General features: G+C 53.3%; 23 protein-coding genes. 19 read left to right on the top strand and 4 right to left on the bottom strand.

The genetic code is table 11. From position 1 onward, the window contains the following. Positions 1-183: 183 nt before the first annotated feature. Positions 184-1,218 (bottom strand): tetratricopeptide repeat protein, encoded by a 1,035-nt coding sequence (locus AC2FJC_RS22045; protein WP_496741703.1) that lies wholly within the window; start codon positions 1,216-1,218, stop codon positions 184-186. A 440-nt stretch (positions 1,219-1,658) separates the two neighbouring features. Between AC2FJC_RS22045 and AC2FJC_RS22040 the strand changes: the two genes are divergently transcribed. The 4 genes from AC2FJC_RS22040 to AC2FJC_RS22025 all read left to right on the top strand — a co-directional run bounded on the left by AC2FJC_RS22040 (position 1,659) and on the right by AC2FJC_RS22025 (position 5,453). Then, the gene (locus tag AC2FJC_RS22040; protein ID WP_496741701.1) at positions 1,659-1,901 is read left to right on the top strand and encodes a hypothetical protein; all 243 of its coding nucleotides are present in this window, start codon (positions 1,659-1,661) and stop codon (positions 1,899-1,901) included. Positions 1,902-1,936: 35 nt separating this feature from the next. After that, on the top strand, positions 1,937-3,565 hold the full coding sequence (locus tag AC2FJC_RS22035; protein ID WP_496741699.1) for a sulfatase-like hydrolase/transferase: 1,629 nt from the start codon (positions 1,937-1,939) through the stop codon (positions 3,563-3,565). A 68-nt stretch (positions 3,566-3,633) separates the two neighbouring features. After that, entirely contained in the window at positions 3,634-4,380 is a 747-nt protein-coding gene (locus tag AC2FJC_RS22030) for a hypothetical protein (RefSeq protein WP_496741698.1), read from the top strand. Between the two features lie 554 nt (positions 4,381-4,934). Next, positions 4,935-5,453, top strand: coding sequence for a redoxin domain-containing protein (locus AC2FJC_RS22025; RefSeq protein WP_496741695.1), 519 nt, complete (start codon positions 4,935-4,937; stop codon positions 5,451-5,453). A 24-nt stretch (positions 5,454-5,477) separates the two neighbouring features. Here the strand turns inward: AC2FJC_RS22025 and AC2FJC_RS22020 are convergent, their stop codons facing one another. After that, positions 5,478-6,146, bottom strand: coding sequence for a GntR family transcriptional regulator (locus tag AC2FJC_RS22020; RefSeq protein WP_282120601.1), 669 nt, complete (start codon positions 6,144-6,146; stop codon positions 5,478-5,480). Between the two features lie 322 nt (positions 6,147-6,468). Between AC2FJC_RS22020 and AC2FJC_RS22015 the strand changes: the two genes are divergently transcribed. From AC2FJC_RS22015 to AC2FJC_RS21950, 14 genes are all read left to right on the top strand, one after another. Beyond that, the gene (locus AC2FJC_RS22015; RefSeq protein WP_496721845.1) at positions 6,469-7,443 is read left to right on the top strand and encodes a TRAP transporter substrate-binding protein; all 975 of its coding nucleotides are present in this window, start codon (positions 6,469-6,471) and stop codon (positions 7,441-7,443) included. A 76-nt stretch (positions 7,444-7,519) separates the two neighbouring features. Beyond that, a complete protein-coding gene (locus tag AC2FJC_RS22010) occupies positions 7,520-8,053 on the top strand; it encodes a TRAP transporter small permease (RefSeq protein WP_496741693.1) in 534 nt (177 codons plus the stop codon). A gap of 2 nt (positions 8,054-8,055) precedes the next feature. Beyond that, positions 8,056-9,342: a TRAP transporter large permease gene (locus AC2FJC_RS22005; protein WP_010437285.1), complete on the top strand. Its 1,287-nt coding sequence runs from the start codon at positions 8,056-8,058 to the stop codon at positions 9,340-9,342. Between the two features lie 19 nt (positions 9,343-9,361). Next, positions 9,362-9,781, top strand: a complete 420-nt coding sequence (locus tag AC2FJC_RS22000; RefSeq protein WP_496721849.1) for a GlcG/HbpS family heme-binding protein — start codon at positions 9,362-9,364, stop codon at positions 9,779-9,781. Beyond that, a complete protein-coding gene (locus AC2FJC_RS21995) occupies positions 9,744-10,679 on the top strand; it encodes an NAD(P)-dependent oxidoreductase (RefSeq protein WP_496741691.1) in 936 nt (311 codons plus the stop codon). The genes AC2FJC_RS22000 and AC2FJC_RS21995 overlap by 38 nt, the downstream gene beginning before the upstream one ends. Before the next feature lie 54 nt (positions 10,680-10,733). Next, positions 10,734-11,477: an SDR family NAD(P)-dependent oxidoreductase gene (locus AC2FJC_RS21990; RefSeq protein WP_496741689.1), complete on the top strand. Its 744-nt coding sequence runs from the start codon at positions 10,734-10,736 to the stop codon at positions 11,475-11,477. A gap of 72 nt (positions 11,478-11,549) precedes the next feature. Beyond that, positions 11,550-12,473, top strand: a complete 924-nt coding sequence (locus AC2FJC_RS21985) for a sugar kinase (RefSeq protein WP_496741687.1) — start codon at positions 11,550-11,552, stop codon at positions 12,471-12,473. 16 nt (positions 12,474-12,489) lie between these two features. After that, positions 12,490-13,233 (top strand): ribonuclease activity regulator RraA, encoded by a 744-nt coding sequence (locus tag AC2FJC_RS21980; protein ID WP_496741685.1) that lies wholly within the window; start codon positions 12,490-12,492, stop codon positions 13,231-13,233. A gap of 322 nt (positions 13,234-13,555) precedes the next feature. Then, positions 13,556-14,209 carry a bifunctional 4-hydroxy-2-oxoglutarate aldolase/2-dehydro-3-deoxy-phosphogluconate aldolase gene (eda, locus tag AC2FJC_RS21975; protein WP_496741683.1) on the top strand — a complete coding sequence of 218 codons (654 nt, stop codon included), beginning with the start codon at positions 13,556-13,558 and terminating at the stop codon, positions 14,207-14,209. Continuing rightward, positions 14,206-15,345, top strand: coding sequence for a mandelate racemase/muconate lactonizing enzyme family protein (locus AC2FJC_RS21970; protein WP_496741681.1), 1,140 nt, complete (start codon positions 14,206-14,208; stop codon positions 15,343-15,345). The genes eda and AC2FJC_RS21970 overlap by 4 nt, the downstream gene beginning before the upstream one ends. After that, positions 15,342-16,211 (top strand): amidohydrolase family protein, encoded by an 870-nt coding sequence (locus AC2FJC_RS21965; RefSeq protein ID WP_496741679.1) that lies wholly within the window; start codon positions 15,342-15,344, stop codon positions 16,209-16,211. Before AC2FJC_RS21970 ends, AC2FJC_RS21965 begins: the two co-directional genes overlap by 4 nt. Positions 16,212-16,241: 30 nt before the next feature. Then, complete coding sequence (locus AC2FJC_RS21960; protein WP_496741677.1) at positions 16,242-17,042, top strand: NAD-dependent epimerase/dehydratase family protein; 801 nt, start codon at positions 16,242-16,244, stop codon at positions 17,040-17,042. A 49-nt stretch (positions 17,043-17,091) separates the two neighbouring features. Next, positions 17,092-17,859 carry an HpcH/HpaI aldolase family protein gene (locus AC2FJC_RS21955; RefSeq protein ID WP_496741675.1) on the top strand — a complete coding sequence of 256 codons (768 nt, stop codon included), beginning with the start codon at positions 17,092-17,094 and terminating at the stop codon, positions 17,857-17,859. A gap of 163 nt (positions 17,860-18,022) precedes the next feature. Further along, entirely contained in the window at positions 18,023-19,819 is a 1,797-nt protein-coding gene (locus tag AC2FJC_RS21950) for an IlvD/Edd family dehydratase (RefSeq protein ID WP_496741673.1), read from the top strand. Positions 19,820-20,122: 303 nt separating this feature from the next. Here the strand turns inward: AC2FJC_RS21950 and AC2FJC_RS21945 are convergent, their stop codons facing one another. Continuing rightward, positions 20,123-20,350: a DUF1127 domain-containing protein gene (locus AC2FJC_RS21945; protein ID WP_496741671.1), complete on the bottom strand. Its 228-nt coding sequence runs from the start codon at positions 20,348-20,350 to the stop codon at positions 20,123-20,125. Further along, entirely contained in the window at positions 20,340-20,564 is a 225-nt protein-coding gene (locus AC2FJC_RS21940) for a DUF1127 domain-containing protein (protein ID WP_496698297.1), read from the bottom strand. The genes AC2FJC_RS21945 and AC2FJC_RS21940 overlap by 11 nt, the downstream gene beginning before the upstream one ends. Positions 20,565-20,694: 130 nt before the next feature. On the opposite strand from AC2FJC_RS21940, the gene AC2FJC_RS21935 reads away from it, so the two are divergent. Continuing rightward, on the top strand, positions 20,695-21,588 hold the full coding sequence (locus AC2FJC_RS21935; protein WP_496741669.1) for a LysR family transcriptional regulator: 894 nt from the start codon (positions 20,695-20,697) through the stop codon (positions 21,586-21,588). The last annotated feature ends 509 nt before the right edge of the window (positions 21,589-22,097 follow it).

Below are 22,097 nucleotides of genomic sequence, written 5' to 3'. Positions count from 1 at the left end.
TCAGATCAACAGCGGCCGTTCTATCAAGGCGCAGCGGAATCAACTAAAGAGCCCATTTTGACCAACGCTGCGTAATGTCCGAATGACAGGAATTCGAATGAAGCGGACATGGTGCAATTGCTGAGCATTCGGTCTCAATGCCGTTGAGAGAAACTCAAGCGGTCGCAATGCGAGATCACACTCCTAACTTGGTGGCTTCCAATTGGCTTGTCTCATGGCGTCACCGAGGTCTTGCCCGTATTTCGGATTTGCAAAAAGTTTCTCAAACAGCGCATCCACGCGACTGTCCGGCCACTCGCGTGATAGCTGTTCTGATAGAGACTGAGCTTGAGCCTTATTCCCCAACATCTGATGTGACGCCATTAGGTAAGCAACGGAGACAGGTCCGACAGGGCCGCCTTTTTCCGTTACTCGTTCAAAGGCTGACACAGCACCTTCATAGTCCTTCAGATGGAATTTTGCAGACCCCATTGCGTTCTGAAACACATAAGCCCGTTCTAGCTCAATTTTTGAGAGTGCTTCCTCGCTAATTGCTATGACTTGTTCGAATGAACCAGAATAAAGCAGGACCAGCGACACGAACTCCAACACATGTACGTCGTGTGGTGCCAAACGTTGCGCTCTTTGTGCAAACTCTATTGCCTCAGGCCAGTTTTCCTTGGCAAAGTTGACCCAGGCCATTGCGGACTGGCTCCAACCCGTTTCCGGAGCCAACTCGATGGCCCGGTTGGCCTGAGCATCGGCGTAGTTCAACATGTCCTGAGCCAAGTCGGCATCGGAAGTCAGTACAGCAATTGTCGCAGCGACCTGTGCAGTGCCTGCATAGCCGCCGAAATAGCTGTCGTCGTTTTCAATTGCCCCCTTGAATATGGTCAGGGCCGCTTCAAGACGCGCAGGTTCTAAAGCCGGAAAGATCAGGTCCCGACCAGTATTGGCCAGATTTACAGCCTGTAGACGCATTGGGGATGCGTCAAAAATTGCGCTGCGCTCGTCACGGCTCAGGCCATCTACGGATAAATCAGTCGGAAGATCCTGCTTTGTCGAGCTCATCCAAAAAGCAATCGCAACACAGCCTAAAATGATAATCCCGATAATCCCAACACCTGGCCGAGCCCATGCGCGCGCACTGGTTTCCAGCTCTGAGAATTCGGGCTGTGCCGTTTCGGAGCCGCTTTTCAAAATCCGAGGTGCGTAACCACCCTTTGGCAGTTCAAACACCGTTTTCTCGTCCTGCCCGTCGGCAGCGTAATATTCAGTAAGCTTTCGGCGCAGGCGACCAGCATCGACCCGAACCACGTTTTCACGGCGCGACATCTCTGACAGGGTCCCACCATAAACATCCATTGCGATGGTCTTGGCACGAATATCATCGGCCCGACCATTGAGCGACTCTTCAACCACATACACCAGAAAGTCCTGCAAGCGCTGCGAACCCGCAAAAGTCGAAGACCTGATAAGCCGCTGAAGTGCCGCCCGAACATCTTTTGCAGCAGGTGACCCGCTCTCATTCAGTGGAGAAGATGTGTCTTTGGTTAAATCCATATTTTCAGTAAGTTACGCATCTGATTACACCGTATTATGCCCCGATATACCTACTGTTAAAAGTGAATTCGTCCAACACTCCCCTAAACCAGCTGATCCATTGAATGAGCTCCGAAATGAAAGGCATCGCCCTTGATATCCTGTTTCCCGACCACCCATCAGCAATTGAGGAATTACGGCTCTCGGACACGGTATTCGATGAGATCTGCCGCGACTATGAGCTTCTTTGTGACGAGTACCTTGCGTTGAACGCTGAGACCGGAAGCCTATCGTTCAATTTTGTCTGCGATATCCGCGAAACGCTGAAAGGTCTTCAGGATGAAATTGCTGAATCGCTGCGGCGTGCAGGGAAGATATAATTCAAATAGGGGAAGGGAAACCGATGAGATCAATATTGAAACATGCCACAGCCATGGTGCTGATTGCTGGCGCGGGTTTTGCCCAAGATGCGCCCATCATCCATGACGGCGAGTTTGAGTTCCTACGCGCGCAGTTTGGCGGGCAATGGGATTCGCAGGACACCGAGATTGAGGCGAAACTTGCCGAGATCCGCGACGCCAATGGCGGCCAGCCACCCAACATTCTCTACATTCTGATTGACGATGTGAGTTTCGGTCAAATGGGTAACCGGACGATGAACTACGTTACAGGTTTCGATACACCCAACATCAATGACTTTGCCGCGGAAGGCATGTCTTTGATGAGGATGTATACCGAGCCATCTTGCACACCGACACGAACGGCTATGTTGACTGGTCGTCACCCGGTGCGTGCAGGCGTCGAAGAGGTCAAAGTTGCGCTAGTTGGCGAAGGTCTTGCGGCTGAAGAAGTCACGATTGCCGAGATACTGAAGGAAGAAGGATACAACACTGCGCACGTTGGGAAATGGCATCAGGGCGATATTGAACAGGCCTACCCACACAATCAGGGATTCGACTGGGCGGCCTTTCCCTTACATCAACAGGTTCAGCTCAGCCTGATGACGCGGGATGCAATGGTCGCCAACAATATGCTTGGTTACCATCCATCGGGGCAGTCCAACCAGTTTCAGTTGGACGAGCGATTCAAACCTTACGGTCTGGTAACTGGCGTCGAAGGTAAAACGGGAGCCCCGGCCCGCGAAGTCGATATGGCGCCGGGCGAAGAATGGACCCAGGCGAAATACGAGGAAATGAATTTGCGCTATCAGCGTCAAGCTTTGGAGCAGCTAGAGCAGCTGGCTTCGCAGGACGCGCCTTTCTTTCTGCAATACTGGCCGCTCTATCCGCTGAACTTTGCTTATCCTGATCAGGCTGTATCTCGCAACGGCGGCTTCCATGCGGACAAATTGCAGGTTCTGGACGGTTGGATCGGCGAGGTTTTGGCCAAGCTAGATGAAACCGGCAAGGCAGAAAATACCGTCGTCATGATCATGGCTGACAATGGTTTGATGTATCACTATGAGGGGACTTCCGGCCTGAACCAACTGATCTATCGCGGCGGAAAGACACAGCACCTTGAAGGCGGTGTGAGAACTGATGCGTTCATCCGGTGGCCCGGCGCAATCGAAGCGGGCAGTGCGGCAGGTGACATCGTTCATGTCTCGGATCTGTTTTCCACATTTGCCCGGCTCGCAGGCGCGACAGACCACATTCCACGCGACCGTGTCATTGATGGCATCGACCAGACGGCTCTATTGCTTGAGGGAGAAGGCAATTCGCGCCGCGATTACGTCTATGTGTACGAAGGGCCAGTATTGCGTTCGGTGGTGAAGCAAGAGTTCAAGATGCATCTGCCAGCCCCCGGTCAGCCAGGCGCGGCGGCCCCTGTCTTCAATGTCTATCGCGATCCCCGTGAAGAACATCCGCTTGTTGGGTATTCGCTGTGGTCCGGGGCGTCTTTCCAAGACATGTTGAAGCGCCACCAGAATTCCATCGAAAGGCACCCTCACAAGCCGCTCGGCAAGGGTGTCCCTTATGAGGGAATTGAAAATCTCAGGCCCGAAAGCGAATTGGCCCGAGAAGTCTTTTCTAGCTGGCAATGACGAACTTGAGACGGCGGTGCCAAGACGCCGCCGTCTAAATGGTCGCATAAATTCTCCCAAGGTTTACTATGACCCGCACCTCTATTCATCTGGCAGTCTTAACCTCGGCGTTGCTCGTGATGGCTTCTATCAGCAAAGCCGAGGAAAATGCGTCAAACCCACTAGCTGCCGTGAACAACACGGATATTCGCTATCAGTATTTCGATCTTAAAGGGGGGGCAGACCGTCAGGACATGTTCATCGATGGTGCATACATGCTGCGCCCCGATCTGAAGCTAAAATACGAGCTACATTACAACTCAACGATTGTGACGGGAGAGAGGTTCAATGGGTTCGAAAAGACCAGCTTCAAGCTGATCTACTTCCCTTCCCAAAACCCCTTGAATGACACATGGAGCGTCAAGTCTGCGCTTGGTTTGGAGTGGATACTTGATTTCGGCGACTCCGATGAAGGTATTGGTACCGGGTCTGATCAAATCGCTCCTTTCGGAGGCTTCGCCTTTGCAAACACAAACACCGGGCTGACACTGATCCCTCTGGTTCAGCATTTCGCATCTTACAATGGACCGACCGATGTCAGCCAAACCGCGATGCGCCTGATCGCACTTCAGCCATTTGGTGAGGGGTATTGGATCAAAGCGGATATCAAAGCGCCTTATGATTGGGAGAATAACGCCTGGCCCGCGACCGCAGAATTCCAGATCGGAAAGAACCTGAGCCCCGGAGTGGCCCTCTATGCAGATGTGCTGATCGGGATCGGTGCTGATCGCCCCTACGACCAAGGTGCCGGGATTGGTCTTAGATTCAATTATTAAGTCGTAATTTCCTCAAGACAGCAGTCACTCTCTGCACCGCATCACAAAATGCCATGGTACTTGAGACAAGCCTTATGGCTCTGCCAGTGTTCGTATCTGCTCAATCACTACCAGTATCTGGTCAAAACGAAACCGGTTGGCGTCATGGAGCGTCTTTCTATCTTTTTACCCCCTATCCTGCGCGACTCGCTAGTACAGTAAAGCGCTGTCGGTGACGTGGTGGACTTCACCAGGCTGGTCGTTTGATCGTTCTTGTCTCGATTGTAAAGGTTTCTTGGGGCCAAATGCGATCAGGTCGCGTTGAATTCGATACAGATACGCTGGATGCGCTCACACCTGTTGCGGCATTAGACGTCCGCCTGCAATAAGGGCCGTAGAGTGACGGCGGGTAGGTATCGGTGTTTCCTCGTTAACTAACAGTAAACTTAGATCGAGCGTGCCTTTCAAGCACCCAATGATATCGCGATCTTGGTTTCAATCATTGCCTTGACGTGGCATGAACTAAGCCAACGGTATCCGCGCAAAGCCTTGTTTGTAGAAGAAAGGAACGACTCATGACCTCAGCCAAACCAAATGTCGGCGCGCAAATCGAGCAAATGAGTTTTTTAAGGCTGGGGTCTGATGACAAGGTTACGATCGGTCAACAAAAAGACCGCTGGACCATGTTGTTTGTTTATCGAGGCAAGCATTGTCCTCGCTGCAAGCGCTTCTTGAACAAGTTGAATGTGGCGCTGTCAGCATGGGCTGACGTTATGGACGTTATCGTTGTCTCTGCCGACACCAAAGAAAAAGCTGCGGCAGACAAAGCAGAATTCGGCTGGGATTTTGATCTTTGCTATGGAATGACTGAAGCGCAAATGCGCGCGCTTGGTCTTTACGTGTCATCGCCTCTGTCTGATGCAGAAACGACGGGTCTGTTCGCCGAACCTGGCGCGTTTGCTATCCGTCCGAATGGAACACTGATGCTGGCCGATATCTCTAACGGCCCTGCGGCACGTCCCGATTTGGAAGAGCTTTTGGACGGCATGAAATTCAATATTGATAATGATCGTCCGGAACGAGGAACGGCCTGAGACCACCAGATCGCATGGCCTCGGTTACTCAAAGTAGCCTGGGTGCGTCTTGTGGATGAAGTCGATGGTTTCGTCGAGGCGAGACAGGTGTTTTCTGACAGCGGCTTGCGCTTGGTCATGGTCTCCTGCCGCCATGGCCTGTGCAATCTCTCGGTGATCGGCGAGGATGGCGTCTGCGGCACTGCCCTTTTCAAGGCTGAGCATACAAAGCCGGTCAACCTTTTGCTTTGATTCCAGCATCACGTCAAATGCCATGGGATTGCCGCTGAGCACGTAGATCAGTTTGTGAAAATCATAGTCCAGCGCGTGAAACGCAGATAGATCACCGTCATTGATCGCCTGCTCTTGTAAGGCGAGGTTTTCTGCAAGCTTTGCTTCACGTGTTGCGTCCCAGACTTCCATTGCTCGATGGATGATCTCCAGCTCCACCGCCATTCGAACCAATCGAGCGAGAGCCACACGCTCCATAGAAAATCCTCGAACTACGGTCGCCTTTTGTGGTCGTATTAAGAGCAGATCTTCGTTGCCGAGCCTTGTGAATGCGTTGCGAACAGGTTGGCGTGATACGCCGAATCGGCTGGCTACCTCAGTTTCGGATAGTTTTGTACCGGGAAGAATTTCAAGCGAAACGATCTCGTCGTGTAGCGCTTCATAGACCGCATCGGTTGTGGTTCGTCTGACAATATTTTCCACGGTATGTTGCTCGCGCCCTCTATCTTAGTCACGTTTCAATTTAATGGCCCACTGTTAGAGCATTGAAATAAAATAATTATTCTACTTTATTTTGCTTGAGTGAACCAATGTAGGCCTGTCACCTATCAAATGCCCTGCGCTTTCGACTGTCAAGCAATCTGACATACTAAAAGCCTACAGTTGACATAACTTGGATACTAGTGTCCCTTTAGGGGCAGCAGCGATTCTGGTTCTTGGGGGAAATCGAAAGCTACGTGGCTTACGGTCTCTGAAATTCCATGAAAGCCAAATCCTGTCCAAAATTAATCGGGGAGGAGAACCCATGACTTTCACGAAATCGTTCTTTGCAACTGCGACCGCTGTGGCATTCATCGCAACGTCAGCTTCAGCCGAAAACTGGCGGGCCTGGAACATCCACAACGACGGCCATCCCAACACGGCTGCGATGGACAAGTTTGCCGAACTGGTTGACGCAGCTACAGACGGCGAGGTTACCGTCGATGTATTCCACGGTGGTGTTCTTGGTTCCCAACCGGATGCCCTTGAACAAGTTCGTATCGGCGCAATCGAGGTTGGTAACTTCAACCTCGGTCCCATTGGCCCAATGGTGAAAGAAGCTAACCTTGTATCGCTTCCTTTCATCTTCAAAGATGTGCCGCACATGTTCCGCGTGCTGGACGGCGACGCCGGTGAGGTTGTTTCAGTTGCGATGGGTGAAGCAGGTGTTCTGCCACTGGCATGGTTTGATGCCGGTGCGCGTTCTTTCTACAGCCAAAAGCCGATCAACACGCCCGCAGATGTCGAAGGTCTGAAAATCCGTGTAATGAACAACGATCTTTATACATCTATGATTTCAGCTATGGGCGGTAACCCGTCTCCAATGGCATTCTCCGAAGTTCAGCAAGCGCTGAAAACCGGCGTTGTTGATGGTGCGGAGAACAACTTCCCGTCGTTCAAGAATGTCGGTCACTATGAAGTGACCACAAATTATTCTTTGTCCGAACACCTGATTATCCCCGAGTGCATCTGCGTGAACACGACCAAATTCAATGCGCTGTCTCCTGAATTGCAAGCCGCTGTGCGCGGTGCCGCAGAAGAAGCCGCATTGGTCCAGCGTGAACTTTGGGCAATTGGTTCTGAACAAGCGCGTAAAGATGTTGAAGCGGCCGGCATCACCGTAAATGAAATCGCCGACAAAGGCCCATTCCAGTCCGCAATGGATTCGGTTTATGCAGACTACTTGGCTGCAAATCCTGATATGAAAGCGTTGGTAGAAATGGCGCAAGCCACTGAATAAGTTGCCTTAACAGTTCAACTTTGAGCGCCCGGCTCCGCCAATTGGATGCCGGGCGTTTTGTCTCAGAGGAAATCCAATGCAAGAGCCCGATACCTTCCCTGCCGCCATGCGCAACATGGACAGGATTCTTGATCTGCTCGCACGAGTTTGCATGTTGCTGTCTGGCGTCGCCATTGTGGTTATGACTGCGATCTTTGCCTGGCTGGTGTTCGGGCGCTACGTTCTGAACAACACGCCCACTTGGGTTGAGCAGGTTTCACTGCTTTTGGTTATGGTCATCGCGTTTCTCGGAGCGGCTGCGGGTGTGCACAATCACACGCACCTCTCTGTTGTCGTGTTCCGCAATTTAGTCCCACCCTCTGTGCGAACGGTTTTCGTCGTGCTCACTGATGTCCTGATGGCAGGTTTCGGTGGCATGATGTTTTGGTACGGGATCGAGCTGACAATATTCAAATGGAACACCCTGATCCCGCTCATCCAATGGTCAGAGGGCTTGCGCTCCTTGCCACTGACAATCAGCGGCGCGTTGGTGTTCCTTTTTTCCACTGGCCATCTGATCCGCCTGTTTCTGGGCCGAGACGAACGCCAAGACAACATAGATCAGGGATAGTCATGGGACTCATGATTCTGTTGGGGGTTTTTGCCCTATGTGTCATCATCGGCGCTCCAGTGGCATACGCCCTTGGTATCGCTGCATTGGCTTCCTTTTGGTTTGAAGGATTGCCGATGTTTGTTGGGTTCCAGCGTATCGTGTCCGGGATCAACGTCTTTTCCCTAATGGCGATCCCGTTTTTCATCTTTGCGGGCGAGCTGATGTTTCACGGTGGAATCGCGATCCGGTTGGTTCGGTTTGCGCAGGCCGCCGTAGGCGCAGTGCGCGGTGGGCTTGGTATCGTCAATGTCTTCTCGTCCATGTTGTTTGGTGGCATTTCCGGATCGGCAATTGCAGATATCTCGGCGCTTGGGTCAATCCTGATCCCGGTGATGAAAGACAAAGGTTATGACGCCGACTATGCGGTGAACGTCACAGTGACATCATCAATTGCCGGGATCATCATCCCACCCAGCCACAACATGATCATCTTTGCCCTCGCAACAGGCGGTGCAGTTTCAATCTCAAAACTGTTTCTGGCCGGAGTTGTGCCCGGTGTCCTTATGTGTTGCTGCCTTGCGATTGCCGCCTATGTCGTGGCGGTCAAGCGCGGCTATCAGGCCGAACAGTTTCCGGGTTGGACCGCACTGGCCATCGCCTTTGTTGGATCGATCCCTGGCTTGTTGACGGCCGTGATCATTGTTGGAGGGGTCTTGTCAGGCGTCTTTACGGTCACTGAATCCGGCGCGTTCGGGGCAATGTATGCCTTTGTGGTGACGCTTATTGTCTATCGCAGCCTGTCCTGGGAAAACTTCAAAACCGCCGTTATCTCTTCGGTGCGCACAACGTCCATGGTGATGATCCTGATCGCCTGCGCCGGTGCCTTTGCCTATATGCTGACGTTCAACCGGGTGCCGACAAAAACAGTCGAATTCCTGTTGGGCATCACAGAAAACCCGATCCTGATCTTGTTGATGATCAACGCTGTGCTGTTGCTCTTAGGGATGATCATGGACATGGCCGCGTTGATCCTGATCTGCACACCGATTTTCCTGCCGGTGATGAACATGCTGGGCATCGACCCGCTACAGTTCGGCATGATCCTTTTGGTGAACCTCGGTCTTGGTCTTTGCACACCACCTGTCGGGACCTGTCTCTTTGTGGGGTGTGCTGTTGGAAAACTACCGATGGAGAAAGCGGTCAAAACGATTTGGCCTTTCTACCTCGCCATCTTTGCCGCGCTCATGCTGATCACTTTTGTACCGGCAATATCGCTGACACTGCCGAACTTGATCATTGGTCCCTAAATCAAAGGAGAATGAGGCGATGCTGACACTAAGACGCCTGGACATAGATGACGCGGGCAAGTTGATCGCAGGAGCGCGAGCCAAGGCGCAGGAAATTGGTGTACCGATGTGTATTGCCGTCACAGACGAAAGCGGCAACCTCATCGCGTTTGAGCGGATGGATGGTGGCAAGATTACCAGCATCATTTTGGCCATCGACAAGAGTTTCACTGCAACCGGTATCCAAAAAGGAACCGATGCTCTTGGTGAAGCAAATCAGCCTGGCATGGCCGCACACGGAATATCCTCAACGCTGGGCGGACGAATGGTGACCGTTGCAGGTGGCCTTCCCGTGACGGTCGACGGACAGGTGGTTGGGGGGATTGGTGTCAGCTCGGGTTCGCCAGCTCAGGATCTCGAAGTTGCACAGGCAGGGGTCACGGCACTCTGCGAAGCCTAATTGGAAAGAGTTTAAGGAGTCAGATATGACAAAACCCGTCATCGGTTTCATCGGCCTCGGTCTTATGGGCGGTAACATGGCAGAGTGCCTGCAAAACAACAGTTTTGATCTGGTTGTTATGGGTCGGAACAAGGAAGCCGTCGCAGCCACAGTCAACCGCGGTGCTGTAGAGGTTACAACGCCACGAGAGCTTGCTGAAAACAGCGATATCGTGATGCTTTGTGTAACAACATCGGATGTCGTCGAGAGCCTGATCTACGGCGATGACGGCATCCTGGCAGGCATCAAAGATGGTGCTGTGGTCATTGACTTTGGTACCTCGATCCCAGCGTCCACACGCAAAATCGGCACAGACTTGGCCGCAAAAGGTGCTGGTATGATTGATGCGCCGCTGGGACGCACACCCGCGCACGCCAAGGATGGTTTGCTGAACATTATGGCAGCGGGCGATATAGCCACCTTTGAGAAGGTGAAACCTGTCCTGGATGTACTGGGGGAAAATGTCTTTCACCTCGGCGAGCTGGGTGCGGGCCATGTGACCAAGCTCATCAACAATTATATGGGCATGACGACAGCTTGCACCATGAGCCAAGCCTTTGCTGTGGCTGAACGCTCAGGTGTAAACAAACAGCAGCTTTTTGACATCATGTCAGCTGGACCGTCCAATTCCCCTTTTATGCACTTTTGTAAGAACTACGCGGTGGATGGTGTCAGCGATTTGGGGTTTTCGATTAACAACGCCAACAAGGATCTTGGTTACTTCCTGAAGCTGGCCGAGGACGTGGGCACTCGTGCCGAGATCGCTGAAGGAACCGCGAACAACCTTCAGGCAGCCGCGGACGCAGGCATGGGCGATGGCAACGTGCCGGAAATCTTCGACTATTTTGCCAAGCTTTAGCGTCAGATCCATCAGTCACGCATAGCAGCACCAATTGAACGGGAAAAAGCAACCATGAAACTTCAGGGAAAGACCGCAATTGTCACGGGTGGTGGCCGCGATATCGGGCGCGCCTGCGCTGTCAAACTCGCCTCCGAAGGGGTGAATGTCGCGGTGAACTACTTCGCCAGTAGTGCCGGCGCCGAGGAAACCGTAGCCGAGATCAAAAAGATCGGTGGACAGGCGTTTGCAATGCAAGGCGACCTGAACAAACCCGAAGAGGTCGATGCGTTGATCGCCAAGACGGTCGATACCTATGGCAGCCTGGACATTCTGGTGAACAATGCCGGAGGTTTGATCGCGCGCAAGAAAATCGCCGAGATGTCGCTTGAGCATTGGCAGGCTGTCATGGATCTCAACCTGACCAGCACGTTTCTTATGGTCAAAGCGGCACTGCTGCATATGAAATCCGGGGCCATTGTAAACATCGCCAGTCAGGCGGGTCGCGACGGTGGTGGCCCGGGTGCGTCGGCTTATGCAACGTCAAAAGGCGGGGTCATGACGCTCACCCGTAGTCTTGCAAAAGAACTGGGTCCTGATATCCGTGTCAACGCAATCTGCCCAGGCATGATCGACACGGATTTCCATAACATCCATACTCCCGATGCAGGCCGTCGGGGGCTAGAATCTGCTGCGCCGCTCAAGCGGCAAGGCCAGTCTCAGGACGTTGCGAACCTCGTGGCGTTTCTGGCAAGCGAGGACTCGGCTTATCTGACCGGGACCAATGTCGATATCAATGGTGGGATGCTGTTCTCGTGACCAGTGCAGAACAGGTTACCTAATTGTCGAACGCTACCGTTTGTCAAACTTCGAAGTACTGGAAACCGGAATATGCGAATTCTCGCGATAGGTGAATGCATGGCCGAAATGGCTCCAACTGACGCGCCAAGCACGTATCAAATGGGGTTCGCCGGAGACACGTTCAATACAGCTTGGTATCTGGCCCAACTCACACCCGAAACGCCCTTGTCCTATTTTACCGCCGTCGGAGATGATGCCATCTCGTCCCGGATGCTGGATGCGATGCGCGAAAGCGGGGTCAACACCCAGCAGGTGCGGATCGTGCCAAACCGTTCAGTGGGGTTGTATCTTATCACGCTAAACAATGGAGAACGCAGCTTTACCTATTGGCGCGACCAGTCGGCCGCACGCCTGTTGGCCCAAGACAAGCAAGCACTTGCCCGCGCCATGACGCAATCAGATCTCATCTATTTCTCGGGCATCACTCTGGCAATCTTGAGCCCTGAAGGGCGCGCCGCCTTGCTCGACGTTGCTCAGTCAGCGCGGCGCGCCGGAAAACGGATTGCCTTCGACCCCAATCTGCGCCCGCATCTTTGGGACAGCCCCTCTGAGATGACCGAGAACATCATGCAGGCGGCCGCCGTTAGCGATATCGCTTTGCCATCATTCGAGGACGAGGCACGTTGGTTCAGCGACAAGGACCCCGCGGCCACTTTGCAGCGCTATGCAAGGGCGGGCGCGGAAACGATCGTTGTCAAGAATGGTGCAGAAACGGTCCTTTATCGTACCGGCGGCGCAGAGGGCTCGGTCCATGTTCCGCCTCTGGCCTCGGTTGTGGATACGACTGCTGCAGGCGACAGTTTCAACGCTGGCATTCTGGCGGGCCTGGCAACGGATACACCCTTACCTGACAGCATAGCGCTGGCCTGCAAACTGGCAGGGCATGTCGTGCAAGGCAAAGGTGCACTTGTTCCCATCAACCAAAGCCTGCTCGACAGTTGCCTACAACCTTAGCAGAAGGATCCAGCCCTTGCCGAACCCTCAGCCTGCCGAAATGATCAAACTGCATCCGGATACGCTTGATCGCTTGTCAAAGGTCAGCGCAGCGACTGTGGCCACGCTGCTTTACAAACGCGGTTATCAAAACGCCTATGTTCAAGGCGTTGCCCCATTGGGCAAGGGCAGGCCCTCCCTTGTCGGCCCGGCTTTTACCCTGCGCTACATTCCTGCACGGCCTGACACCGACCCGATCGAGGCGTTTCGTGAGCCAGATCACCCGCAGCGCGTGGCCGTGGAAACATGTCCTGAACGCGCGGTATTGGTCATGGATTGTCGGCAAGATGCATCGGCGGCCTCGGCAGGTTCGATCCTTTTGACGCGACTAGAAATGCGCGGAGCAGCGGGCGTTGTCACGGATGGTGGCATTCGCGACGCCGACGGTGCCGCAGCACTTGAGATGCCAGTCTTTGCCGCAAAACCATCTGCCCCAACCAACCTTACGAAACATCATGCGGTTGATATCGGTTTGCCAATCGGGTGTGGCGGTGTGGCGGTCTACCCCGGCGACATCGTTCTGGGTGACAGCGATGGTGTCATGATTATCCCACGTCACCTCGCCGATGACATTGCGATCGAGGCAGGCCCAATGGAGTTGTTCGAACGCTTCGTTCTGGAAGAAGTGCGAAAAAACACCCCCGTAATCGGACTTTATCCTGCAACCGACCCAGACGTTCTTGAACGATTTGAGGTCTGGCGCGCGCGGCTCTCTGACTGATGTCTGAATCGCCGCCATTTATTGTCCAATACTGGGACGAACTCATTTCGCCGCAGGGCTCCCCGACTAAGAGGATCATCGCCTTGGGTTCAAAGAACAGCAGAAAACTGAGGCAGAAACGGATCTACAGAAAAATCAAACCGCCGCATATGACAGCTTTAGGAGCCCTTAGTGTTATGGAATCCGGCTCGCTTGACAACTCGGCGACCGCCGCCAAAATTTTAACTATCTCGTCTGGCTTAGTAAACGCGCTGTGCAACTCGTACCGCTTCACAGTCGGATCGGTTACACGATGCACCCACCAAAAGGATAATTTTTCCAGATGACTATTTCTCCAAAGGCAGCGTGTTTACGGGTCCGAGAAATCTGTGCACTCGCGCCAATTGTGCCGGTTTTGGTGGTTGATGATGTCACAACAGCTCGACCATTGGCCGAGGCGCTTATCGCAGGCGGTTTGCCCTCGCTGGAGGTCACTTTGCGCACCCCTGCCGCTCTCGAGGTCATTCGAGTCATGAGCGATGTCCCGGGTGGACATGTGGGGGCGGGCACACTGATAACCCCCGAAGATGTTCGGGCTGCCAAAGAGGCGGGCGCTACGTTCGGTGTCTCTCCGGGTGCAACCGGTGAACTTCTTGCGGCTTGTGAAGCCGAAGGATTGCCGCTCCTGCCCGGGGCCGCGACTGCGTCTGAGGCGATGCGTCTTTTGGCGCACGGCTATGACATGCTCAAGTTCTTTCCGGCCGAGGCCTCGGGCGGGGTATCGGCACTCAAGGCTATTGGCGGGCCTTTGCCGCAGGTTTCTTTCTGTCCTACGGGTGGGGTCAGCACGGCCAATGCAGGCTCATATCTGTCGCAGCAGAACGTGGTTTGTGCTGGAGGCAGTTGGGTGGCGCCCAATGATCTTATCGCTGTGGGCGATTGGGCGGGTATCGAATCTTTGGCTCGGGACGCGGCCCAGTTGGAGGTGTGTAAATGAAGATTTCCGAGGTCCATACACATCTTCTCGACTACAAGCTTGAGACCGCCTTCGAAAGCGCAGCAACTCGTTTCACGCGACGCCAACATGTTTTGGTCGAGATTATCTGTGACGACGGTACGACAGGTTGGGGAGAGTGCTTGGGGCCAGCGCAGCCAAACGCGGCGATCGTAAAGGCCTATGCGCCCTATTTGATTGGCCGCAATCCGCTGGATACGGAAGTTCTCTGGCAAGACCTGTATAATCTCCTACGAGACCAAGGGCAGCGCGGTCTCACAATGACCGCGCTTTCAGGAATTGATGTCGCTTTGTGGGATATCAAGGGTCACCACTTTGGCGTTCCGGTTTCGGTGCTTCTTGGGGGGCGTGTTCGGGACACAGTAAAGGCATATGCGACCGGTTCATTTCGGCGCGACGGGGTCGATCGTATTTCGGACAATGCCGAGGAATGCGCAGCCCATGTCGCTGCAGGGTTCGGCGCAGTTAAAATCAAGATTGGCTTTGGGGTGGAGGAAGATCTTGCAGTCATCATGGCGGTGCGTGAAGCGATCGGAACGCATCCTCGTCTGATGATCGACGCAAATCACGGGTACTCGATCCAAGAAGCGATCACTCTGGGCAACCGAGCGGCAGAGTTCGATATCGATTGGTTCGAGGAACCGGTCATTCCGGAACAACTTGACGCGTACCGTCGTGTACGCGCCGGTCAACCTATTCCGGTTGCTGGTGGCGAGACTTGGCATGGCAGGTTCGCGTTCCGCGAGCCCCTGGAAACAGGATGTATCGATATCGCCCAGCCAGACTTGTGTGGCACTGGCGGTTTTTCGGAGATGCGCCGGGTCGTTGATATGGCGGCTCTTCACGGCGTACGTGTTGTTCCGCATGTTTGGGGAACGGCAGTGCAAATCGCCGCGAGCCTTCAGTTTGTCTCAGCCCTGCTACCAGACCCACCACGGCGCGATCCAATCGAACCGATTTTTGAGTTTGATCGGACGCATAACCCATTCAGGCAGGCGATCATCACTCACCCGATCGAACATGAAAACGGTGTGATCGCAATTCCAAACAAACCGGGTCTGGGTATCGAGATCAATCGTGATGCATTGGCAGAGTTCGGCAAGGGAGAACCCGAATGATCGAACGTAGCTTCTCTGGCCGTGGCCCTGAGATCAAGCTGCCTGCAGGCGCCATTGATACACACCTTCACGTCTATCTTTCCGGGTTTCCAGCACTGCCAGGAGGTCCTGATCTGCCAGAGGGCCAGCCTGGGTTATCAGAGTACAGACAAGTCATGGGCTGGCTTGGCATTGACAGGTTTGTCATCACACAAGGAAATGCACATCACGCCAACCATGCGAATTTGCTGGCGGCGCTCAAAGAAACCAGGGACGTGGCACGTGGCGTGGCCGCCATTGACGGTGAAACCTCTGACGCAGAGCTGGAAATCCTCAAGGATGGAGGGGTCGTGGGGACGCGTATCGTGGATCTGCCAGGGGGAGCCGTTGGGCTCAGTCAGCTCGAAGAGGTTGATGCCCGTGCTTTTGCTGCGGGCTGGATGATTGCTATTCAGTTCGATGGCTCAGACATTTCGGACCATGTTGATAGGCTCTCAAGCCTGCGATCCAAATGGGTGCTTGACCACCATGGCAAATTTTTGAGGGGCGTCGCGCCAGATGGCCATGAAGTAGCAATGCTCAAACGCCTTGTCGACGGCGGCAGATGCTGGTTCAAGTTTGCTGGTTGCTATGAGTCCTCCATCGAAGGTGGGCCGCATTTTTCGGACGTAGCTAAAGTTTCGAGGATCATGGCAGCCCACGCCCCCGAGCGCATTGTGTGGGGAACGAATTTTCCTCACAATTCGACGACAAAAACCTCGGACTACCCTCACGACGCCGCGTTGCTAGACACGGTTCTGAACTGGTTTCCAGACGACCGCGCGCGTCACCTCGCTCTCGTAGAAAACGCCGAAGAACTCTACGGTTTCCAATCTGTAGCGACATGATCGCCGCCTGCAAAAAGTGAGATATACAAAATGCTAAACAAACTTTTGATAACGGGTGCTGATGGCAACCTTGGGTCGGTTTGTCGGTCTCGCTTGCAGGGCCTCGCCACAACCATTCGCCTTGGCGCGCGAGAGGATGTGGGCCCTGCCGGTGAAAATGAAGAAATTGTGTATTGTGACTTGGGCGACAAAGATGCGGTTGAGGCCATGGTTGAAGGGTGCGATGGGATTGTTCACATGGGCGGGCAATCGATCGAAGCACCCTGGGAAACTATAAAACAATCCAATATCGACGGTGTTTTCAATCTCTATGAAGCGGCACGAAAATCGTCGGTAACGCCGAGGATATTTTTTGCCAGTTCAAATCACGCGATTGGCTTTCATGAACAGACAACACGGCTTGATGCCAATGCACAGGTAAGGCCCGATAGTCTTTATGGAGTGTCAAAAGTCTTCGGAGAAGCTCTCGCAAGGCTCTATTTTGAGAAGTTTGGGATCGAGACAGCATTGGTCCGCATCGGTTCATCCTTTCCGGAACCAAAGAACCATCGCATGCTTGCAACCTGGTTGAGTTACGATGATCTGATATCTCTTATAGAGAGTGTTTTTACTATTCCGCGCTTGGGGTGTCCGATTGTCTACGGTGCTTCGAACAACGACGCATCCTGGTGGGACAATCGTGAAACAAGCTTTCTGGGCTGGAAGCCAAAAGACAACTCCGAGACGTTTCGCGCCCGTATCGATGCCGAATGCACCCCACCTGCGAAAGACGAAGTTTCCGCAGTTTATCAGGGCGGAGAGTTCTGTGGTCAGGGCATTATTGAAGAATAGCTCCAATCCGATCAGCCCATATGGGTGGACATTCTGAAAAGGTAAACTGATGCGACCAAACAAAATTAGAGAGCATTGGGCCGTCGGACGGCCTGTAGTTAATGGATGGCTGGCGATCCCAAGCGGTTTCTCGGCCGAAACCATGGCACATCAGGGATGGGACACGCTTACTGTTGATATCCAACATGGCGCAATCGACTACCAGAAGGCGGTCGAGATGTTCACTGCAATTTCGACAACCGATACCGTCCCAGTTACGCGCGTGCCGTGGCTCGAGCCCGGTATTTTGATGAAGGTGCTCGATGCCGGGGCTTACGGCGTTATTTGCCCAATGATCAATAACCGCGAAGATGCCGAGAATCTTGTGGCGTGGACACATTATCCGCCCAACGGAACAAGGAGTCTTGGGCCGACCCGAGGCCTCTTGTACGGAGGTTCAGACTACCCGCAGCATGCCAATGACACGATCGTCGTCTTTGCGATGATCGAGACTCTGCAAGGTCTCGACAACCTTGAAGACATACTGTCGGTTCCAGGGCTCGACGCCGTGTACATCGGACCTTCCGATCTTTCCCTGGCCTTAGGTTGCCGCCCGGCATTCGATGAGGTCGAGCCCCCCGTGGCCGAGGCCATTGAACTGATAGCCGCCAAGGCAAAAGAGTATGGGAAGTTCGCTGGCTGCCATAACGGAACACCGGAATACGCTTTGAAGCGCATCGAAATGGGGTTCCAGTTCGTCACAATCGCGTCGGATGCCCGTTTGATGGCTGCTGCTTCGAAAGACGCTTTGGCCCAGGTGCGTGGTGGACTGTCATAGTCTGTTGGCGGTGAATTTTGGGAAGCGCGTTTCAAAAACGTGGAGCCAGACAAGTTTCCGCTACTGTGCGCGGCTCCAATATCAGGATCCGCCTTTGCGCTGTTTGGTATGTTCAAAAGTCGAAAGATCTAACCGACACACGACCAAGACTTAGGAGGCACGCATGTCGCGTATGAAGCCCGAAGACCTCAGATCGCGGCATTGGTTCGCAAATCCGGATGATCCGGAAATGACCGCGCTCTACTTGGAACGTTATCTAAACTACGGACTCACGCGCGAAGAACTGCAATCCGGTAAACCGATCATCGCAATTGCACAGACGGGCAGCGACCTAAGCCCCTGCAACCGCCACCACCTGGAACTTGCCAAACGGGTACGTGACGGCATAATCGCAGCAGGAGGCACAGCCATCGAAGTGCCGGTCCATCCCATTCAGGAAACCGGCAAACGCCCCACCGCTATGCTCGACCGCAATCTGGCGTATCTCAGTTTGGTTGAATCGCTTTATGGCTACCCGATAGATGGCGTAGTGTTGATGATTGGCTGCGACAAGACCACACCTGCGCTTCTGATGGCAGCTTCTTCAGTCAACATTCCAGCCATTGCTCTTTCTGTAGGACCTATGCTGAATGGTTGGTACGAGGGAAAGCGGGCAGGGTCCGGCACCGTTATTTGGAAAGCCCGCGAACGCCTCGCTGCCGGAGAAATCTCCTCTGATGAATTCATGGAAATCGCCGCAGCCTCTGCTCCTTCGGTGGGGTACTGCAACACCATGGGAACCGCCACCACGATGAACAGCTTGGCCGAAGCACTCGGCATGCAGCTACCAGGCGCGGCGGCCATTCCGGCCCCGTACCGCGAACGCGGTCAGATCAGCTATGAGACCGGAAAACGCATCATTGAAATGGTGTGGGAGGATCTGCGCCCGTCTGGCATCATGACGCGCGCGGCTTTTGAGAATGCTATCGTGGTTAACTCCGCCATTGGTGGATCCACCAATGCGCCTATTCACCTAAATGCTATTGCGCGCCATCTAGGTGTGCCGCTTGACAATGATGACTGGCAGGCTTTGGGACACAATGTGCCACTTTTGGTCAATCTACAGCCCGCAGGCGAATATCTCGGCGAAGATTACCACCGCGCTGGCGGTGTTCCTGCCGTGATCGCAGAGCTGATTGCAGCTGGTCGCCTACCTCATGCAGAGGCCAAAACTGTCAACGGGCACAGCATAGCCAACAACTGCACGCGCCGGCGCAGCACAAATTCCAACGTCATTAAATCTGTTGATGCCCCGCTGAAAGACAAGGCAGGGTTCATCAACCTAAAGGGCAATCTATTTGACAGCGCGTTGATGAAAACCAGTGTCATCGGTTCAGAATTTGCAAAAGCCTACCTTTCCAACCCCGATGATCCCAACGCGTTTGAGGGTCGCGCAGTTGTTTTTGATGGACCTGAAGATTTTCACAAGCGCATTGATGACCCATCTCAGGATATCGACACCCGTTGTATTCTCGTTATGCGCGGAACCGGTCCCAAAGGGTATCCCGGCGGAGCAGAAGTCGTGAATATGCGTGCGCCATCCTATCTCTTGAAGCAAGGCGTTCAGGAATTACCCTGCATAGGTGACGGGCGCCAATCTGGCACTTCTGGCTCGCCATCAATCCTGAACGCTGCGCCAGAGGCTGCCGACAATGGTGGCCTAGCAGTTCTGCAAACAGGGGATCGGATCCGCGTTGATCTTAACACCTGCACAGTCAACATTCTGATTTCCGATGTGGAACTTGAGCGGCGTAAGGATCAGTTAATCCAAAACGGCGGATATCCCGTGCCCGAAAGCCAATCTCCTTGGCAACAGTATTTCCGTGATCTCGTGCAACCTTTTGACAAGGGTATGAACCTACGCAATGCTGACGCCTATCGCGACATCGCGCGTAAGTCACTGCCTCGAGACAACCACTGAATTCAACAACTTGTGGACACCAGCGGGATCGTTTGAGGCGACACATACGCATTCCGGTTTCACATCTTCATCTCGGTGTTGACGATAATCACGACCATTATGATGTCACTCCTACCTCTCATTTTTCGCGGCTCCTGCTTGGCAGGGTGGTTTGGGCCAGCATTTTCGGGAGGAGGTGAAAATGCTGGCCCTTTGCGTTGGCGCTCCCTGTTGGTTTTTTCGCCGCCGCTTTTGCTGGCTTACTCTGGGAGGAGCGAGGACCAGCAAATTTCTTGCAATCTTCTGTCCTGAGGGTCTACTTCTCTATTCGTCAGCCATCAATTTTGCGGCATATTCCGGGATATCGGATCGCGAAATTCCGATCTGAGCGAGCTGGTAGTCGCTCATACTCGAAAGTGTGGAGAGCATCCTGGCCATTTGAAAAGTCTTTAGGCCAGCATTTGCCGAGGCTCCGATCCAAGCCAGGAAGGCGATTGATACGGTAATGGCCTGGCCGCGATCTGAACTAGCCGTTTGGGTGTTAACAGCCATACGCAGCCTCCATAGCAAGTCTTTTGATGCTACTGCGCGGAATGCCCAGATCTGTTAGGTCGCGGTCAGATAGCACCGAGAGCTCATAATACGTTGCGCGATAAACCCTGCGTTTGGCCTGTGCCTTTCGCATCGCGTCCAGTTTTTGATGAAAGAACGTGCGGCCAGCTTCGAATACGACATCCAGCGCGCTGTTTGATCGTGTAATTGCCATGATATTGCCTCGTCCGTTGCTGCAGTGCAGTATTTATGCTGCAATGCAGAGATACGTCTGTTTGGTAGCGCTCACAATTTGGCAATCTGGCATAGGCCCCATGCCAGATTGGAACAGCAAGGGTCATGACATGGATATTTCTGCGCAAATGTTGATTTTTGCGACAGTGGTCGAGCAAGGAAGCATATCTGCGGCTGCACGATCAATGGGGCAAACCCCATCAGCAGTAAGTAAGCAGATCGGATTACTTGAAGATCAGGTTCACTACCGCCTTCTTAATCGCACCAGAACGGGTATCTCTCCAACACTGGAAGGCCAAGCATTCTACGAAAAATGCAAAGCGATGGCTGACAAATTCAAAGAAGCCGAGGCGATGATCCTTAGCTTTGATGGTGTCCCGCGCGGAGTGCTCAGAGTCGCATCCACGGTTGCCTTTGGTAAGTCACAGCTGATCCCCGCCTTGCCTGAATTCATGGAGGAGAATCCTGAAGTTCAAGTATCGTTGGATTTAACCGACCGGGAGATTGATCTTCGCAGTGAAGGGTTTGACGTGGCGATCTGCTTTGCTGAACAACGCAAAAACCCAGATACAGTCGTCAGGCGCATCATGCAGAGTCGCAGAGTGCTTTGTGCTTCACCTGAATATATTGAGCGGTTTGGAACACCGTCGAATTTTGCCGATTTGGTCGACCACAATTGCCTCAGAGTTGCAGGAAGAAGCCAAAGGAACTCTTGGAACAGCATCGAACCAAAGGCAGGCGATGAGTTTGAAGCAACGGGCAGTTTTGAGGGAAATAGCACTGATGTCGTTTTTCGAGCAGCACTGGCAGGCATCGGTATCGCGCGACTACCTAGCTACATTGCAAACCGGAAATTCGATTCCGGGGAACTCGTTCATGTCATGCCGAAATACGCGCCACCCAGCACAGATATTGTCGTAATGTTTGCCGAAAGGCGGAACCTGGCGCCAAAAACCCGCGCGTTTGTGGATTATCTCGCGCGGCGGTTTCGGGATTCTGAATAAAACCAAAGGAACGGCTAACTACGTATAGAAACGATCGCAGTTGTCCAAGTTTATCCAAACCCATCTGTTGTGGCTGTTTAAAAGCCCAGCCGAGTTTCAAACAGAACTGACTGGGCACCTCGATCAAAAATCTGGTAGCGGTGAGTGAATATAGAATTGGTTAATTCAAACTAAGAGGAGCCTTTCTCCGAACACATGATCAATGGCTGCTATTAGAGGCATTAAAGTGATAGTGTGCTTAACCCGCAGATGAGCTGAACACCTAACGATGGATCGCTTCACCTAAATCTGCTTCGATATTACTTTCCAATCGTTTCAACACCAAAAAATATCCAATGTTTGGGATAGTAGGCCAAGACCTGGTCGCGGAAACGCAGTCTGCGAAAGTCAAATTTCTAAGGCCACTGAGGGCTTGGCCAAGATGAACCTTGGGTTGGGACGAAGCTATGAAAACACAATGCTCGCTTCGCCGTGCGCTGTAGTTACTTCAGATAAGTGTTGAACCAATC

Source organism: Ruegeria sp. CDSB117, assembly GCF_059611005.1.
The sequence above is the reverse complement of the archived record's forward strand: the minus strand, read 5'-3'. Positions and strand labels throughout refer to the sequence as shown.